The sequence below is a fragment of the Shewanella sp. c952 genome (assembly GCF_019654975.1).
In the GTDB taxonomy this organism is placed as follows: Bacteria; Pseudomonadota; Gammaproteobacteria; order Enterobacterales; family Shewanellaceae; genus Shewanella.
This window is the reverse complement of the sequence record NZ_BPEW01000014.1, coordinates 20,489-36,632: the sequence shown is the minus strand read 5'-3', so window position 1 is coordinate 36,632 and position 16,144 is coordinate 20,489. Positions and strand designations below refer to the sequence as shown.

Genomic DNA, 16,144 nt, shown 5'->3' with positions numbered 1-16,144 from the left:
CTCGAGTTACGCTATTGGAGGTCTTAAATCTTGTGGCAATGAAATAGAGTGGAAATGAGGCATTGGAGTGGCCGTTGCAATATCGGAGGTGTTGTTGCCAGGCCATGACAATACACTAAACAGAGTACCTGTTACTGAAATAACCAAGCAGTGGTTACAATCGCTCTGGCATGATCCTTTGCCGTTGCAGCAATTCTTAGAGTTGCCGGGAAGCATTTGCATAGTCTCGTCAGAATCACAGCAATGAGTATCGCTATCCATTTGCATTTGGTGGCATTCAGCCCCATCTTGCAGGGTCATCATTGGCATTTCGTCTGCCATTGCATTCGGTACCATCAAAGAGCCATTAGTTAGCAATAGCTGGCTCAACAATGCGAGCAGCGTAAAGGCTAATAATGTATGACGGCGAAGTATGCTAAGCATAATAATCCCAAGTGATGAACTTTTTTAGTTTAACATAGCATTGAAGTTACACATTGATAAAGTTCACAAAATGGCTTCATCAATGTGTGATAACCCTACAGACTAGCTTTTACTTTGATAGTAATAGCTTAGTCATCAATTGGCTGTGGGTCATTAGTGCCACTTGTTTTTCGCTGCCGCCTTCATCCGTCAGTTTGATAAAAGGTGAGTTGATAAACTCATAAGCATCCTCTTCTGAAAGGATCTTAGGGGTGATTGCTTTATAGTTCGCCGTCGTTTCTAAGTCTATATACAGGTATAAAGGCTCAGAACGCACCCAACTAGTGTCGTCTGCGTTGGATTCAAACAGATCTCGATACTGTAGCTCAATTAAGTTCTGACCGTTATCTAATTGCAGATAGCGACTGTCTACATTATTTAAGCCGTTCACGCCAATGACTTCAAGCGATTCTGGAAATGAGACCGAAGCAGCCATGCTGGTGAAGCTAGCGAGTGAGAGTGCAATAACGCTGATAAAATTTTTCATAATAAACTCCAAACAAACTCAATACCCATAGAGACCTATGGAATAAATACTAAAATAGATTTTTTGCTAAACGCGAGTATTTGAGATTAAGCGTGGAGTGCTATTGGTGGGGGATTAACGAGTGATTGATCTGCCGTTTGCGGAGACCAAAATACCGTTTGTAAGCTTTGTACAACGGCTGGGGACGTAATGCTAAATTGCATTTGTTCGATAATGGCGGCTGTAGAGACACATTGTGATACGCAATCCCCTGCGCCCAACATTTCACACAGTGCATCACAATCGACCATACTGGTATTAATGCTCGGGCTGCTATTACCGCAATGGGTTGAATCTTGATTTGCCTGTAGAGCGGAACTTAAAAGTACTGGCTGAACTGGTGTCATGGATAACGGTTGCTGAATGTCTTGCTGAGCATGAGAGCTAGCATGCAAAAATTTAGGCATCGCCATCGCTGGCGAAAGCAGAAATTGCCCTACCAGTGAGATGAGTAATGCTAAATGTGCAAACCGTTTGTACATGCGTAGCCTGTGCAAATAAGAGTGTTGTAATCAGATAGACCTAGCTTTTAAGCATTTAGTTTCAAATGATTAATATTTATTTCTATATCTAATTAAGACTTAGTTCTATTTTAGATATTAAAAAATTTCAAAAAGTGACTTTAACTACCTTATTATCAAGCTGATAACCCTTAACCCTTGCGGTAGGCATGGCTTTAAGCTAGCTTTAGTAAAAGCGCATATATATTGAGTGAATTTTGATTCTGATAATAGAGTTGGAGCCATGTCTCATTTTACGCTTTTAGTTCCAGATCAATGAGTAATAATTGGTTTATAATAACCGCATAAATAGCGATGAAGTAAAACTTACATCGATATAAAAATTAAACTTTGGAGATGTGTGATGAACTGGCGAGCACTTTTTAAACCCAGCGCAAAAATTTCGATTCTGGCATTATTAGTCGTCGGTATCGTAGTCGGTGTAGTAGGTTACTTTGCTACACAACAAACTTTACATGCAACAAGTACAGATGAGTTCTGTATGAGCTGTCATAGCAACCATTCATTGAAAGATGAAGTACTTGCTTCTGCTCACGGCGGAGGTCGCGCTGGTGTCACTGTTCAGTGTCAAGACTGTCACTTACCGCACAACCCAGTTAAATACCTAGTTAAGAAGATCATCGTATCTAAAGACCTTTACGGTTACTTAACTATTGACGGTTTCAACACTCAAGAGTGGTTGGATGAAAACCGTAAAGAGCAAGCTGACCTAGCACTTAAGTACTTTAAAGCTAACGATTCAGCGAACTGTCAGCACTGTCACACTCGTATCTACGAGAACCAGCCTGAAACTATGAAGAAGATGGCGAAGAGAATGCACGCTAACAACTTCAAGAAAGACGAAGACAAGCGTAAGACTTGTGTCGACTGTCATAAAGGTGTTGCTCACGTTTACCCAAAAGGTAAGTAATCAGCAGCGTCTTCTAGCTGTGAGCGGGATGAGACGCTCGTAGCTAACTTAAAGCCCCGTGTTCATTGTGAACACGGGGCTTTTTTGTGGCTGACGTTTAGGGAGTCGCGCAGAGACGGAAAGCAGGTTAAGGCCAAAGTTGAAAGGCGGTTACAGCTGAAATTAAAAACCGAAAGAGCCAAGTCAGGAAGGGCAAATGAGAGTTAAAACAGCAAACCAAAGAAGGTATAACTAGTTTTGTGTTCTTTGGTTATACCAATCAGTATAAAGATTTGATCGCTCAGCGAGAGTTTAGCGGCTTTGAGGTAAGGCAATGAATGAAGAGCATAGTTATTCTACGTTCAAGTTCATTAACGCAGCATCATAGCCGCTAAAACTCGCCTGTAGGAGTGTTTTTGGCTTGCTACTTCTGCGTTGAATAAACTAATAAGGGAACAACCATTATGTCATTACTCACTTTGAATTAGCCTGCCTTGAATTAGCGTGCCAAAAACGCTCTGAGTAGATCAACTTCTTATACTGATTGGTATTAGCTGTTGGCGAAGCCTATATTAGCGGGTTCACCGTTTTTATTGAGGACTATCTGTTTTAGCTTTTTGCTTATCCAATACCTGTTGACGATATTGCAGTAGGCTAAATACGCCAAACATAAACACTTGTAGGTAATCCACTTTCTTTAACGGCAGTAGTTGATTGAACAGGGTGTGAAATATAATGGTTTGGAAGCAGTGCATAAACACTGTGACAGCTAACAGGATATTTAAAATAGCTGCGATATTGCCTGCAAATGGTGTAACTAGGTTATAGAACATCATCAACCAAGCAAAAGCGGTCGCCAACTTACCGGCTGTTAATACCCATTTCATTATAGGTTATCCTCGGCAGGATTTTGCTCAAGTGGACAGTACTGATATAAGCGGTAGATCACTTGCCCTGCTGATTTCTCTTTTAGCAATGTCCAGCTAGCTGGCACCTCAAGTAGTGCTAGTTCAGATTCTGTTTCAACATAAATCAGTGCATCAGGCAGTAACCACTGTTGTTGATCTAGCAGCTGGATACTTTTCTCTGTGAGTGACTTTCTAAAAGGTGGGTCAACAAATACGATGTCAAAGCCTTTGTCTGGAGAGGTAGTTAGCAGCTTAAGGCTGTCTCCCTTAATCACGTCTGCATCGCTACACTTTAGCGTGGCGAGGTTTTCGACTAGTTGCTTGGCAGCTTGAGGTTGCAGTTCAAACACTCTGGCATAAGCAGCGTAGCGTGACAAAGACTCTAAACTTAATGCACCACTGCCACCGAAACAATCCAATACTCGAGCACCGCGAACGTCATTTGCTATCCAATTGAACAGTGTTTCACGTACACGATCGGTTGTCGGTCTTAAACCTTCCAGATCATGGATTGGTAACTTTCGCGATCGCCACTGGCCTGAGATGATCCTAACTTGGCCGCTTGAGGGTCTTTTTTTGACCATGGTGTCCTCGTGATTTTGCCTTGTGGCAGAAAGTGGTAGACTATAGCGTCTGATTTAAGGTCGTTATTTTATATCAAAGCACAGCTAAAAGGTAACAAGCCGTCGCTTAGTCGCGCAGCGGTTATACTTTTGCTGTTTTAATCAGCGTAATCTTGGTCTATTTTTGATATAACGTCCTCCACCCTAACGCATTTATGTACAGTTATTTGAGCATCGGTAATACACATGGCAAAGAAAGGTTTTTTTTCCTGGTTCCGCAAAGATAAATCTAAAGAACAACCGCAAGATGTAGAAGCAGAGTTGAATGTTTCAACTGAGGCAGAAACAGAGCTGGTTGATGCAGCACAAGTTGAAGTTGAACGCGTTGCCGATGAGCAGGCCGAAGCTGTCAGAATTGCCAGCGAGCAAGCTGCAAAGGCGGAAGCTGAGCGTATTGCTGCCGAGCAAGCGGAAGCTGCCAGAATTGCCAGTGAACAAGCTGCAGAGGCAGAATCTGAGCATATTGCTGCCGAGCAAGCGGAAGCTGCAAGAATTGCCAGCGAGCAAGCGGAAGCTACCAGAATTGCCACTGAACAAGCTGCAAAGGTGGAAGCTGAGCATATTGCTGCCGAGCAAGCGGAGGCTGTCAGAATTGCCAGCGAGCAAGCTGCAAAGGTGGAAGCTGAGCGTATTGCTGCCGAGCAAGTGGAAGCTGCCAGAATTGCCAGTGAGCAAGCTGCAGCGGCAGAAGCTGAGCGTATTGCTGCCGAGCAAGCGGAAGCTACCAGAATTGCCAGCGAGCAAGCTGCAAAGGCAGAAGCTGAGCGTATTGCTGCCGAGCAAGCGGAAGCTGCCAGAGTTGCCAGTGAACAAGCTGCAAAGGCAGAAGCTGAGCGTATTGCTGCCGAGCAAGCGGAAGCTGCTAGAATTGCCAGTGAACAAGCTGCAGAGGCAGAAGCCGAGCGTATTGCTGCAGAACAGCTAGAAGCAGAAAGAGTTACTCAAGAGCAGGCTGAGCAAGACGTTGCAGAACAGCAACCAGAGCCACAAGCAAAACCTGTTAAAGAGGGGTTATTCGCTCGACTTAAACGTGGCTTAAAGCGCACAAGTGAAAGTATTGGTAGTGGCTTTGCGGGAATATTCAGTGGCAAGAAGATTGATGATGATCTTTTTGAAGAGTTAGAAGAGCAGCTGTTGATTGCTGACGTTGGTGTCGAAACCACCACTCGCTTAATTAAAAACTTAACTGAGCAAGCCAGCCGTAAACAACTTAAAGATGGCGAAGCGCTATATGATTTGATGCGCGATGAGATGCAAAAGACACTCGATCCGGTCTCTGTGCCACTGATCCCAGAAAATGCTGACGGCCCATTTGTTATTTTGATGGTAGGTGTAAACGGTGTGGGTAAGACAACCACCATCGGTAAACTCGCGAAGCAGTATCAAGCGCAGGGCAAGTCAGTGATGCTTGCCGCGGGTGATACTTTCCGAGCTGCTGCAGTTGAGCAGTTGCAAGTATGGGGTCAGCGCAACGATATCCCTGTGATTGCCCAGCATACAGGCGCCGATAGTGCTTCAGTGTTGTTCGATGCTTTGCAGGCTGCAAGAGCGCGTAAAGCGGATGTACTCATTGCTGATACAGCAGGTCGTTTGCAAAACAAAGCACATTTGATGGACGAGCTAAAGAAAGTCGTTCGAGTGATGAAAAAGCAGGATGAATCAGCGCCTCACGAAGTGATGCTGACCTTAGATGCGAGTACTGGTCAGAATGCTATTAGCCAAGCGCAGCTTTTCCAAGAAGCGGTTGGTGTTACGGGCATTACCATTAGCAAGTTAGACGGTACAGCCAAAGGCGGCGTTATCTTTGCTATTGCAGACAAGTTCGGTATCCCAATTCGCCATATTGGTGTGGGTGAGCAGATTGACGATCTTCGCACATTTGATGCTAAAGACTTTATTGAAGCGTTATTTAGTCAATCAAAAGACGACAGCGACACAAAATAGCGTTAACTTATAGATAGCTATATCGACGACTAAGAAATACAACTAATGATTCGATTTGAGCAAGTCAGCAAAGTATATCCTGGAGGGCAAAAAGCCCTTTCGGATGTGAGCTTTCATTTAAAACGTGGTGAAATGGCGTTTCTTACTGGTCACTCTGGTGCCGGTAAGAGTACCTTGCTCAAATTGATCACTGTGATAGAGCGCGCCAATGGCGGTAAAGTGGCTATTAATGGCCATGACATTGCCAAGATCTGTCGTGCTCAAGTTCCCTATCTGCGCCGTGACATCGGTATGATTTTTCAGAATCATCACCTGTTAATGGAAAAGACGGTCTTTGATAATGTGGCTTTGCCCTTAATTATTGAAGGCTTTTCTCATGGTGAGATCCGTAAGCGAGTTGCCGGTGCACTGGATATGGTTGGTCTTTTTGGCAAAGAACGCCATAAGCCCATTATGTTATCTGGTGGTGAGCAGCAGCGTGTTGGTATTGCCCGCGCGATTGTGAATAAGCCGCCATTATTATTAGCCGATGAGCCTACGGGTAACTTAGATCCTAAGTTGTCGATGGACATATTACGTTTATTTGAAACCTTTAATGACTCCGGCACTACGGTACTAATTGCTACCCATGATTTAGGACTTATCGCTCGGATGAAATACCGGACTTTAACGCTTAAGCAAGGGCGAGTGCTTGGTGCTCAAGAGCTAAGTGAAACTGATAATTTAAGTGCTTACTGAGGACTATGATGACTAAGCAACCTCAGTTAACCCGTAGCAAGTTACCCTTCTCTGGCCAAATAGTGATGTTCTTTATTCGTCACATTCAGCATGCCATGGCAAGTCTTGGCGAGCTATGGCGTAACCCTGTTTCATCAGCCATGACCATGGCGGTACTTGGCGTTAGCCTTAGTTTGCCTGCAGCGCTACAAGTGTTAGTCAAAAATGCTGAAACCATTACCCAGTCATGGAACAGCGCAGCAGAAATCTCGCTATTTGTTGATGAAGGCCGCAGTGAGAAGAGTATTCAAAGCTTAATCACTCGCTTAAAAGTTTACCCTGAAGTGGCTGAAGTAAATTATATCAACCGCGATCAAGCTTTAGAGGAGTTTCAACGACTTTCAGGCTTTGGTGAAGCGTTATCCTATTTAGATGCCAACCCACTACCTGCGGTGGTGATGGTGACACCTAGCCTTAAGTATTCTAGCCCTGAAGGAGCAAGGGAATTACTGAGCAAGCTAGAACAAGAAGCTGAAGTTAGCTTTGGCCGTTTAGACATTGAATGGCTTGAACGACTGCAAGCTGTGGTCAAACTGCTTGAACGCACTGTATTGGCTATTGCTGCGCTGCTTGTATTAGCCGTGGTATTGGTGATTGGTAATACCATTCGTTTGGCGATTATGAATCGCCGCACTGAAATTGAGGTGATGAAACTAGTTGGGGCGACAGAAGCCTTTATCCAGCGTCCATTCCTCTATACCGGAATTTGGTTCGGTGTTATTGGTGGAGTATTAGCCTGGGTGATCATTAATTTATTAGTATGGTATCTCGATTTTGCATTGGCAGAGTTACTCGGTTTGTATGGTAGTCAGTTACATATGGAGTCATTGACGCTAACCGAATTAGGCCAGTTAGTGCTATTGGCATCCTTTCTAGGATGGCTTGGCTCTTACCTTTCTGTAAGGCAACATCTACGAGCTATAGAGCCTTCTTAGCGGTATATGTAGCACAATGAGCAAGATGAACTATCCTTCATTTGTCTTGTCATTATGTAAGTGTAAAAATCCAACTTTACATATTAGATAACGCCGATGGTTGACATATTTTGTCAATTAGTCGATAGTTCACAGTCCATCTCATTTGAGGTGTGATTTTTAGGTTTAGATAGACCGTAGTATTGGTAATAGGTAGGAGCGTGAATGACTGATCAAACGCAAACAATGGCACTAATGGTTCCTCAAAGTAGTGGAAGCCTCGAGTCTTATATTCACTCAGCGCACAGCATCTCTATGCTGGATGCGGAGAAAGAGCATGAGCTAGCGAAGCGTCTACAGGAAACTGGTGACCTAAGTGCTGCGAAAGAGCTGATTATGTCGCACCTGCGTTTTGTAGTGCATGTCGCTAAAGGCTACTCAGGATACGGTCTACCGCAAGCCGATTTGATTCAAGAAGGTAATATTGGCTTGATGAAAGCCGTTAAGCGTTTTGACCCTGATGTGGGCGTGCGTTTGGTGTCATTTGCCGTACATTGGATTAAAGCTGAAATTCATGAATATGTGCTTAAAAACTGGCGCATAGTGAAAGTGGCAACCACAAAAGCACAACGTAAGTTGTTCTTTAACCTTCGTAAAACTAAGAAGCGTCTTGGCTGGTTTAGTGATAATGAAGTCGGTATGGTTGCAGAAAGCTTGGGTGTTTCTAAAGCCGACGTGACCGAAATGGAATCACGCATGGCAGCTCAAGATCCAGCGTTTGATTTAGCTAGCGATAACGATGATGAAAAAGATTATGCGCCTATGCATTACCTTGAAGATCATTCATCTGATTTAGCTTCTCAAGTTGAAAATGACAACTGGGAACAAAGCAACCAAACGCGTTTACTGTCAGCTATCAAGACTCTTGATGAGCGTAGTCAGCACATTCTTCAGGCTCGTTGGTTAAATGAAGATAAAACCACGCTACAAGAGCTAGCAGCAACTTATCAAGTATCGGCAGAGCGTATCCGCCAACTAGAGAAGAATGCAATGAACAAGTTAAAAGGACGAATGGAAGGCTAAGGCTTTTTATTGGTGCTTTAAAGAAAACCTGCTTAACAGCAGGTTTTTTTATGTCTGGAACATTTATGCCATAAGCCCATGGATGGGTAGCTTATGGCTTTATGTCTGGAACATTTATGCTATAAGCCCATGGGTGGGTAGCTTATGGCTTTATGTCTGGAACATTTATGCCAAAAAACCATGGATGGATATTTTTTGGCTTTATGTCTGGAACATTTATGCCATAAGCTGCGCTTGATTATCGTTGTGGCGATACGCCTATTCTTGTAATACAGAGCAGAGCCAAGGGAGAAAGGGCTTGTCCCCGCTGTTGATTTCATATGAGGTAACCCCTCAGCGCCCCAGCGAAATTTAAACAGCAAAATTTCCAACGGGGGAGAGTTGATTCTGTCAGTTGGTTGCATGTGTTTAGGCCACAACTGCATCTCTGTCGTATCTTTATATTTTGCCGCTAAATAGTGGATACCGATTCAAAATGGGTCGTGTTTTTGAGCACCAGCACGGCGGCAAGCAGTTGGAATTACCGTGCCTGCAATTACTTCCCTAATTGAGAGTATTTAGCTTTAATCACCGCTGCTATAACCTGTTTGCGCACAACTTTAATTCCCACTGTGGTGATATCAGGCCATGGGTAATATTGTCTTGGTCTTTTAAAACGGGCAATTTTGTCGGCAAGAAATGCGGTTAACTCAGGTTCTGCTGGCTGACTTACTGAATTGTTGGCGATTTTAATAGTCGCAGCGGGTAGGCTGCCAAATTTGTCATCGGCGATTGCAAAGACGATGGCGTCATCTATCTGCGGGTGCAGCTTTAGCGCTGCCTCAATCTCTTCTGGTTGGATATTCTCGCCGCCACTGATAAACATGTTGTCGGCTCTGCCATCAATGCGTAGGTTGGCGTTTTCATCCCAATGTCCCAAGTCTTTGGTGTAGAACCAACCCTCGCTATCTGTCGGTCGTTGAAAGCTGTCTTGCGTTAAATAGCCAAGAAACAAACACTCGCCTTTTACCCATATTTCACCATCAACGATTTTGAGTTCTCGCTTGGGTAACACTGTGCCGCTAGAGCTATCGGCACGTGCTTTACCTGTGGTGATTTGTGAACTCATCTCTGTCATGCCATAGCTGGTATAGGCAGCAATGTTAAGCGTTTCGAGCTGCTGCAGAAGATCGGCAGAGATCACGCCGCCGCCCAGTAGCATGGCTTTGACTTGGCTCAGCTCACAGTTGTCGCTATCAAGCAGTGTTTGCAATTGGGCGCTGACCAGTGATAGATGACTTATTTTGTCACGGCTTAACTGCGTTGCCAGACTCATTGACTTGTCTTCGAATACCACGCTGGCGCCGGCGAGAGCACAGCGATTGGCAATCGCTAGCCCGCCAATATGAAACAGTGGAAGCGACAATAACCAGCTATCCTTTGCTGCGATATCTATAAGCGATTTTGAGCCATTAGCACTGGCGATATGATTCGCCAAGCTATGTACTGCTGCTTTAGGTAATCCTGTACTGCCTGAAGTGAGAATGGCGTTTACGCCTTGGCTTGGGTCAATGTTTAGTGCTAGTGCTGAAGCTCTGCTGTGCTGAGTAAAATCGAGGTTTAATTGCTGAGTAATATCAATACTAAGCGCTGGGTTGGGACTGCTATTTGAACTGTCGGCTAACCAGCAGTAACCATATTGATGAGTTTGAATCAGCTCTATTAGCTGCTTGGGTGCAAAGCGTGGTGAGATAGGACAGAACAACATACCGCGATCAACGCAGGCCCAATATAGCGTGAGTAATTCTGGTTGGTTATGGCCGATACAGGCAATTCTAGCACCTCGTTGTACGCCGGCTTGTAACAACTGTTCGCCGATAGCCAGCACTTGTTGACTGAGCGTTTGATAACTGACTTTTAGCTCTCCGATACGGTAAGCAGCGGTATTAGGTGCTATGGCTGCGCGCTGATGGATCGGCGAGATCATTGTATTGTCTGCATCATGTTGTGACATCTCGGGCTACAGCTTTAATAACAGTTGTAGGTCGCTCAGCTCTAGGCATTTAGCTTTACCTGAGCTTTGCAGTAAGTCTTGGCTAAAGGCAGCTAAGGTGTCTATACCAGGGATTTCATCCGGTGTAACTATGCTAGCCAGGCGACTCAGAGCATCAATGCCTAAGCTGGCTTCCAAACTTGAACTTAGAATTGTCCGCACTGCGTGTTCATTAGCAACATGCTGCAATGCTTGTAGTTTATTTAAGCTACCTAACAGCATAGGTTTGATGATGATGGCGCAAAGTCCCGCTTGCATCTCAAATTGGTAATCGGGGTCATTGAGCGATTCATCTAGCGCCCAAGGTGCTTCAATGGCTTTATAAAAATGTGGATTATCGCCTGGCTGTCGGCACGGCTCTTCAATGTACTCAATTGCATTTAGTGGAATGCAGGCGATAAATTCGATTGCTTGTTGTAACTCAAAGCCGCGATTGGCATCTAGCCTAAGTTTGAGATCAGAGCGAATCGCTAAAATCTGATGAATAAGCTGAATTTCATCTTCTAGCGATGTCTGCGCCACTTTGACTTTTACTGCATGAACATTGCTGGCAAGTGCTTTTACTCGCTCGGCAACAGCGCTCAGAGGTTCATCTTGGTTGCGATAGATAAGCGGTATTGTGCGGCTCTCTAGGCTATGGCCGTCAAGTGAACCCATCAGTTTGGCGTGCATCAAGCTTAAACCAAAGGCGATAGCATGCTGCTCAGTATTGTCTGCTAAATCTAGCAGTGTATCGACAGGCTGTTGTAGCAGTGCGGGTAAGTTGTTAGTTAGTTCTGTAACGGTTTGGGCTAAGGAGTGCTGGCTAAAACCTGTGAGTGGATTGCCATCGACATCGTGACCAGAAAGGGGCGAGATCTCAACATATTCAGTGCGTTCGCTAGTATCTGCATCGGCAGTTGCAGCCAGAACTAAGCCGCTACGGTTATCTATCCGTTGTTTACCCACTGGCAGTAATCGATCGAGTTCAATACTGAATTGATAAAGGCTAAGTTTACTCAGGATCATTTAGAGGCCTATTAGGTAATATTGGGTTAACGGCAAGGGGTTTCAGTAGCCGCAAAACTAACTGACTAAAGGTGTCAGGCGCTGCGCTATGAACATTATGGCCACTGGCATTCACAGGATAAAGCTTGAGTGGGTATTGTTGCTGCCAGCGCGTGGCGAGTGACAGAAACTTGTTATCATCGGAACCTGCAATAAAAAAACAGGGTGCACTGATCACTGCCGGTGTATCCCATAAGTCAGCTTGCTGTGCCAGTGAAGTGGCTTGATAACAGTTGCTCAGTTTTGCGCCTTGATTACCGCTACGGCGTTTAATCATCGTTTGCTGTTCAGTGCTGCTAAGGTCGGCAAAAACGGCTTGTTGGTACCACTGGGTTAAAAATGCCGTGATATCAAGGTGGGCGAGTTTGTCTGCCCATAGCGCATCATTGATTTTTCGCTGTGTTTTATCTTGCTCGGATTGTAGACCTGGATGGCAAGACTCTAGGATAAGGCTTAGTACACACCCCGGATAGCGGCGAGCCAGATGCAGTGCAATACGGCCGCCGAGCGAATAACCAATGAGGTGATACTGCTCTATACCTAATTTAGAGACGGTTTGCTCAATGAGTGCGCAGCAAGTTTCAAATCCAGGAGTTGGCAGCGGTTGATCGAGAGTGTCGCCATGGCCGGGCAGATCAATGCTAATACAGTAATATTGCTCAGCGAGTACTTCAGTGACAGCTAACCAATCTTGTTTATCGCCTAAGAAACCATGCAGTAGCACTATGGCAGGGTTGTTAGGTTGACCTTGGCAGCGATAACTTAGCATTAACTCTGTTTTACCCAAGTGGCAATGGCAGCAATTTGATCGCTCGCTTGATTCTGCGACACGCTAACCTCAATGACTGATGGGCCTGCATAAGTCATCGCATACTCATAAGATTCAATAAAGTCATCGAGGTTGTCGGTTTGGTTGTAGGCTAAACCAAACATGGCGGCACCGAAACCAAATTCAAGGCCATGGGATAAGCGGTAGTAGTCGGTTCTTAGCTGCTCGTTAGGTACTGGCAACAGGTTAAATATATTGCCGCCATCGTTATTGAGGATAACAATCACAAAGGGGCTGGTTACTGTTCGGGCAATCGCCAGTGAGTTGAGATCATGTAGCTGAGAGATATCACCAATAATCAATGTCGTTGGTTTTTTATCTGCAATTGCAACTCCGCATGCCGTCGCTAACAGGCCATCAATACCCGATGCGCCGCGATTGGTAAACACATTGGCGTAGTCAGCAGTGATAGGGGCGTACATATCAAATAATCGTACCGGCAAACTATTTCCAATGAACAATTGCTGCGAAGAGGTTTGACGCTGGGCTATCGCTCTAATGGCTTGCGCTTCACCAAAATCAGCATGGTCTATCTGTTGTTGGAATAGTGTCTCTAGTGCAGCATTGTGCTGTGTGAGTGCGAGTGCCCACTGCGCCTCGGATGAGCGCGGCCATGGCAACTGGCTAAAGGTATCTGCTTTGGCTATCCACTGTTGTTTAGCTTTATGGCTAGGATCGAGTCTTTGTTGTTGGGGCAAGACTTGCCAGTAATCCTTCCACTGTTTTTCGTTTAAATAGCTGATGAGCCGCTTTGATAAAATACGACCGCCAAACACCAGTACCTTTTCCGCTTGCGCTAATATCGCTTGAGACTTTGGATGCAATAGCAGTTGATCGACATTGCCAATGGCAGCACTACTTTGTCTAAGTTGCGACTGTGCGTCGGTCACAATTGGCCAACCGAGCTTAATAGAAAGTGCGATAAGCTGCTCTGGGTTGTGCTCAGGAGGTAGCGTTGCCGCCACAATCACCCCTTTGCCATGGACAAATCGCGCGAGTGCATCAGCGGTTGGGAGCTGCGATGCGGTATTTGCAGCATACTGAATATAGGGCGTACGATCTTGCTGCCATTGGGCGATAGGTTTTAAGTACCGGCTAAAGTCGGCTTGTGGTTCAGCAGGGTAAAGCGGTTCACGGTACATACAGTTTATATGTACTGGTTGGGTTTGATTGCTCACTGCATCATCGATGCTGCTTAATAGCGCTGCCGGACTGATATTGAGATCCGGTGTCGGTAGATTGAGCGCTTTAGCATATTGGGTAAATATTGCTGGCTGGTTTATGGCTTGATTGGCGCCGCAGTCAATCAGCTCTGGTGGACGGTCGCCGGAGAGCACGATAAGTGGCACATGGGTTAACCAGGCTTCAATTACTGCCGGGTATAGGTTGGCAACCGCGGTACCTGAGGTGGTAATTATCGCCACTGGAGCAGCACTCGCTTTAGCCAATCCTAGCGCCATAAAACCTAGACCACGTTCATCGAAATGTAGGTGTTGCTGAAGGCTTGTCTGCTTGGCGGCAGCAAGAGTTAACGGAGTGGAGCGCGATCCCGGTGCCATACACACATGTTTAACGCCTAGACGAGCAAGCTCCTCTAAGATCAATGTTCCCCATAACAAGTTCAATTCAGCTGTATGTTCAGTTTGCATAGATAATTACCATCCCAATGATAATGCTAGTTTAACTTGCTTTAGGGCAAAGGAATATGATCGGCTTTGGTTTTATATCAACTTCACTAAATCCTAGCCCAGCTTTTACCTTTAGCCTTGATTATCAATCCACTCGCTCATCACCACATGAGTTTTTGTTTTAGTTATATCTGGGTGAGCATCGATAAATTCTCGAATTTGATGTAATCGCTTCATTGACGGTGCATTGACATAAACTAAAAGATCCATATCACCGGTGATGCCTCTGCAGGTAATGATCTCTGGAATGGTACGGAACACTTTAACGATGTCTGCACAGTTCGGACATTGATGACGGATTTCAAAATAGGCCGTTACCCCTTCTGTTTGCGAAGCGCTTAATAGCACTTGGTAACCCCGAATGGTGCCGTTCTTTTCCATCTTCTTAATTCGCTCTGTGACTGCCGAGCGTGATAAGTTAACCTCCGTCGCAATATCAGAGATACTACGACGAGCATCGGTTCTTAAGGCCGTTATAATAGCGTTATCAAACTTATCCATAGTGTAGTTCCACATAATGGCGGTAAGTAAATAGAATGCCGACAAAATGACGGTATCTTCGGTGAACTTGGTTGCGCGCAAGCGCAGATTGCAGTTAAGTCTAGAACTATAATGGTGCCATTGAAGTCAGTGAGTATATGAGATGAACCAAATATCAGCAACAATAGGACGTTGGCAAGGTGCTGGCTTGATGGCCACCACTTTGTTGGGTACCGGAGTATTTATCTTACCGCAAATGACCATAGTCACTGCGGGACAGGGCGCATTAATTGCTTGGTTGGTGCTCACTCTGGCAATTATTCCTGTGACCTTAGTGTTTGGCCGCTTAGCCAGTGTACTGCCCCATGCTGCGGGTCCTGCGTATTTTGTTGAAAAGGCATTTGGTCGAACTGCTGGACGAACCATAGGGCTAATGTTTTTGCTGGTGGTGCCTATTGGAGCGCCAGCTGCAATTTTAATGACCTTCCAATTTGTGAATGCTCTGGTGCCGATAGAGGGGTGGGCACAAGTGGCTACAGAATTGTTACTGCTTGGAGCATTGCTACTATTAAACCTAAGAGGCATTCAAGTCTCTGCCAAACTGCAGTTTGCTTTAACGCTAGCGATTGTTTCGGTAGTCGTGGCACTTTTTGGTGGTGTCGGAATGAGCTTGTCTGAGCTTGAATCTTTTACCCATCAAGATAGCCCTAACGTGAGTTTAGTGATGGCTGCTGTCGGTATCGCTTTTTGGAGCTTTCTTGGTATTGAAGCAATGACCCATCTGGCGGGCGATTTTCGTAACCCTAAGCGAGATATGATCCCGGCGATGTTTATTGGCACCGTGCTGGTGGGTATTGTCTATTTAGCTTGTACTTTGCTATTGCTTATCGTCCCCAGCGAAACGCCTGTGGCAATGGTTGGAGTGTTCGATAGCTTGCTGGGCGGTTATGGTGCACAGGTCATCGGCATTCTAGGGATTGTCAGTGGTTTGGCGACCGTTAATGTGTATACCGCCAGTGTATCTAGGCTTATCTGGAGCTTTAGTCGTGACGGTGTGTTGCCTAAGTACTTTAACAAGCTAAATCAGCACAATTCTCCTGCTCGTGCATCAATCGCGGTACTGGTTTCAATGGCATTGGTGATAATTCTGACCTATGCAACAGGTCAGCAGCTAGAGGATCTGATTGCTTGGAGCAATGGAGTGTTTGTTATTATCTACTTAGCAGCTATGTTCGCTGCGGTAAAACTGCTGAGCAAGCGCTATCTGCCTTTGGTCGCGCTTAGTTGTATGTTATGTGCAGTGATTGGTTTTGCATTAGGTTGGAATATGGCTTACGCCATACTCTTAATGCTGGTGTTATTTCCAATGTTATGGCTACAGAAAACACACCTCAGCCGTAAACAATGGGTCACGGAATAAC

The 16,144-nt window shown here is 45.2% G+C and carries 16 protein-coding genes; 6 read left to right on the top strand and 10 right to left on the bottom strand.

The annotated features are described in order from the left end of the window. Positions 1-6: 6 nt before the first annotated feature. From K5R16_RS11235 to K5R16_RS11225, 3 genes are all read right to left on the bottom strand, one after another. Positions 7-423 (bottom strand): hypothetical protein, encoded by a 417-nt coding sequence (locus K5R16_RS11235; protein ID WP_220737657.1) that lies wholly within the window; start codon positions 421-423, stop codon positions 7-9. 109 nt (positions 424-532) lie between these two features. Then, positions 533-949, bottom strand: a complete 417-nt coding sequence (locus tag K5R16_RS11230; protein ID WP_220737656.1) for a DUF2057 family protein — start codon at positions 947-949, stop codon at positions 533-535. An 86-nt stretch (positions 950-1,035) separates the two neighbouring features. Continuing rightward, positions 1,036-1,470, bottom strand: coding sequence for a hypothetical protein (locus K5R16_RS11225; protein WP_220737655.1), 435 nt, complete (start codon positions 1,468-1,470; stop codon positions 1,036-1,038). Positions 1,471-1,852: 382 nt separating this feature from the next. Between K5R16_RS11225 and K5R16_RS11220 the strand changes: the two genes are divergently transcribed. After that, positions 1,853-2,419, top strand: a complete 567-nt coding sequence (locus tag K5R16_RS11220) for a NapC/NirT family cytochrome c (RefSeq protein ID WP_220737654.1) — start codon at positions 1,853-1,855, stop codon at positions 2,417-2,419. A 569-nt stretch (positions 2,420-2,988) separates the two neighbouring features. Here the strand turns inward: K5R16_RS11220 and K5R16_RS11215 are convergent. Together K5R16_RS11215 and rsmD are read right to left on the bottom strand one after the other, a co-directional pair. Beyond that, positions 2,989-3,285, bottom strand: coding sequence for a DUF1145 domain-containing protein (locus K5R16_RS11215; RefSeq protein ID WP_220737653.1), 297 nt, complete (start codon positions 3,283-3,285; stop codon positions 2,989-2,991). Then, positions 3,285-3,890: a 16S rRNA (guanine(966)-N(2))-methyltransferase RsmD gene (gene rsmD / locus K5R16_RS11210; protein WP_220737652.1), complete on the bottom strand. Its 606-nt coding sequence runs from the start codon at positions 3,888-3,890 to the stop codon at positions 3,285-3,287. Before rsmD ends, K5R16_RS11215 begins: the two co-directional genes overlap by 1 nt. A 225-nt stretch (positions 3,891-4,115) precedes the next feature. On the opposite strand from rsmD, the gene ftsY reads away from it, so the two are divergent. The 4 genes from ftsY to rpoH all read left to right on the top strand — a co-directional run bounded on the left by ftsY (position 4,116) and on the right by rpoH (position 8,647). Then, positions 4,116-5,873 (top strand): signal recognition particle-docking protein FtsY, encoded by a 1,758-nt coding sequence (gene ftsY, locus K5R16_RS11205; RefSeq protein ID WP_220737651.1) that lies wholly within the window; start codon positions 4,116-4,118, stop codon positions 5,871-5,873. A 45-nt stretch (positions 5,874-5,918) separates the two neighbouring features. Beyond that, positions 5,919-6,611 (top strand): cell division ATP-binding protein FtsE, encoded by a 693-nt coding sequence (gene ftsE / locus K5R16_RS11200; RefSeq protein WP_220737650.1) that lies wholly within the window; start codon positions 5,919-5,921, stop codon positions 6,609-6,611. Positions 6,612-6,619: 8 nt separating this feature from the next. Next, the gene (gene ftsX / locus K5R16_RS11195; protein WP_220737649.1) at positions 6,620-7,585 is read left to right on the top strand and encodes a permease-like cell division protein FtsX; all 966 of its coding nucleotides are present in this window, start codon (positions 6,620-6,622) and stop codon (positions 7,583-7,585) included. 204 nt (positions 7,586-7,789) lie between these two features. After that, the gene (rpoH, locus tag K5R16_RS11190) at positions 7,790-8,647 is read left to right on the top strand and encodes an RNA polymerase sigma factor RpoH (protein WP_220737648.1); all 858 of its coding nucleotides are present in this window, start codon (positions 7,790-7,792) and stop codon (positions 8,645-8,647) included. Between the two features lie 535 nt (positions 8,648-9,182). Here rpoH and menE read toward each other — a convergent pair. The 5 genes from menE to K5R16_RS11165 form a co-directional block, all read right to left on the bottom strand. Next, on the bottom strand, positions 9,183-10,640 hold the full coding sequence (menE, locus tag K5R16_RS11185; RefSeq protein WP_259649846.1) for an o-succinylbenzoate--CoA ligase: 1,458 nt from the start codon (positions 10,638-10,640) through the stop codon (positions 9,183-9,185). Between the two features lie 6 nt (positions 10,641-10,646). Beyond that, a complete protein-coding gene (gene menC, locus K5R16_RS11180) occupies positions 10,647-11,687 on the bottom strand; it encodes an o-succinylbenzoate synthase (RefSeq protein WP_220737647.1) in 1,041 nt (346 codons plus the stop codon). Beyond that, on the bottom strand, positions 11,674-12,495 hold the full coding sequence (menH, locus tag K5R16_RS11175; protein WP_220737646.1) for a 2-succinyl-6-hydroxy-2,4-cyclohexadiene-1-carboxylate synthase: 822 nt from the start codon (positions 12,493-12,495) through the stop codon (positions 11,674-11,676). The genes menC and menH overlap by 14 nt, the downstream gene beginning before the upstream one ends. Further along, positions 12,495-14,204 (bottom strand): 2-succinyl-5-enolpyruvyl-6-hydroxy-3-cyclohexene-1-carboxylic-acid synthase, encoded by a 1,710-nt coding sequence (gene menD, locus K5R16_RS11170; protein WP_220737645.1) that lies wholly within the window; start codon positions 14,202-14,204, stop codon positions 12,495-12,497. Before menD ends, menH begins: the two co-directional genes overlap by 1 nt. A gap of 111 nt (positions 14,205-14,315) precedes the next feature. Next, positions 14,316-14,744, bottom strand: a complete 429-nt coding sequence (locus K5R16_RS11165; RefSeq protein WP_220737719.1) for an Lrp/AsnC family transcriptional regulator — start codon at positions 14,742-14,744, stop codon at positions 14,316-14,318. A gap of 142 nt (positions 14,745-14,886) precedes the next feature. Here K5R16_RS11165 and yjeH point away from each other — a divergent pair, with 142 nt between their 5' ends. Continuing rightward, positions 14,887-16,143 carry an L-methionine/branched-chain amino acid transporter gene (yjeH, locus tag K5R16_RS11160; protein ID WP_220737644.1) on the top strand — a complete coding sequence of 419 codons (1,257 nt, stop codon included), beginning with the start codon at positions 14,887-14,889 and terminating at the stop codon, positions 16,141-16,143. Position 16,144 lies beyond the last annotated feature (1 nt).

Bases quoted from the DNA above. Each gene is read 5' to 3' on its own strand.
- yjeH (WP_220737644.1), top strand. From the start codon at position 14,887: ATGAACCAAATATCAGCAACAATAGGACGTTGGCAAGGTGCTGGCTTG.
- K5R16_RS11230 (WP_220737656.1), bottom strand. From the start codon at position 949: ATGAAAAATTTTATCAGCGTTATTGCACTCTCACTCGCTAGCTTCACC.
- K5R16_RS11235 (WP_220737657.1), bottom strand. From the start codon at position 423: ATGCTTAGCATACTTCGCCGTCATACATTATTAGCCTTTACGCTGCTC.
- menE (WP_259649846.1), bottom strand. From the start codon at position 10,640: ATGTCACAACATGATGCAGACAATACAATGATCTCGCCGATCCATCAG.
- menH (WP_220737646.1), bottom strand. From the start codon at position 12,495: ATGCTAAGTTATCGCTGCCAAGGTCAACCTAACAACCCTGCCATAGTG.
- ftsY (WP_220737651.1), top strand. From the start codon at position 4,116: ATGGCAAAGAAAGGTTTTTTTTCCTGGTTCCGCAAAGATAAATCTAAA.
- menC (WP_220737647.1), bottom strand. From the start codon at position 11,687: ATGATCCTGAGTAAACTTAGCCTTTATCAATTCAGTATTGAACTCGAT.
- ftsX (WP_220737649.1), top strand. From the start codon at position 6,620: ATGACTAAGCAACCTCAGTTAACCCGTAGCAAGTTACCCTTCTCTGGC.
- rsmD (WP_220737652.1), bottom strand. From the start codon at position 3,890: ATGGTCAAAAAAAGACCCTCAAGCGGCCAAGTTAGGATCATCTCAGGC.
- menD (WP_220737645.1), bottom strand. From the start codon at position 14,204: ATGCAAACTGAACATACAGCTGAATTGAACTTGTTATGGGGAACATTG.
- K5R16_RS11165 (WP_220737719.1), bottom strand. From the start codon at position 14,744: ATGGATAAGTTTGATAACGCTATTATAACGGCCTTAAGAACCGATGCT.
- K5R16_RS11225 (WP_220737655.1), bottom strand. From the start codon at position 1,470: ATGTACAAACGGTTTGCACATTTAGCATTACTCATCTCACTGGTAGGG.
- K5R16_RS11215 (WP_220737653.1), bottom strand. From the start codon at position 3,285: ATGAAATGGGTATTAACAGCCGGTAAGTTGGCGACCGCTTTTGCTTGG.
- rpoH (WP_220737648.1), top strand. From the start codon at position 7,790: ATGACTGATCAAACGCAAACAATGGCACTAATGGTTCCTCAAAGTAGT.
- ftsE (WP_220737650.1), top strand. From the start codon at position 5,919: ATGATTCGATTTGAGCAAGTCAGCAAAGTATATCCTGGAGGGCAAAAA.
- K5R16_RS11220 (WP_220737654.1), top strand. From the start codon at position 1,853: ATGAACTGGCGAGCACTTTTTAAACCCAGCGCAAAAATTTCGATTCTG.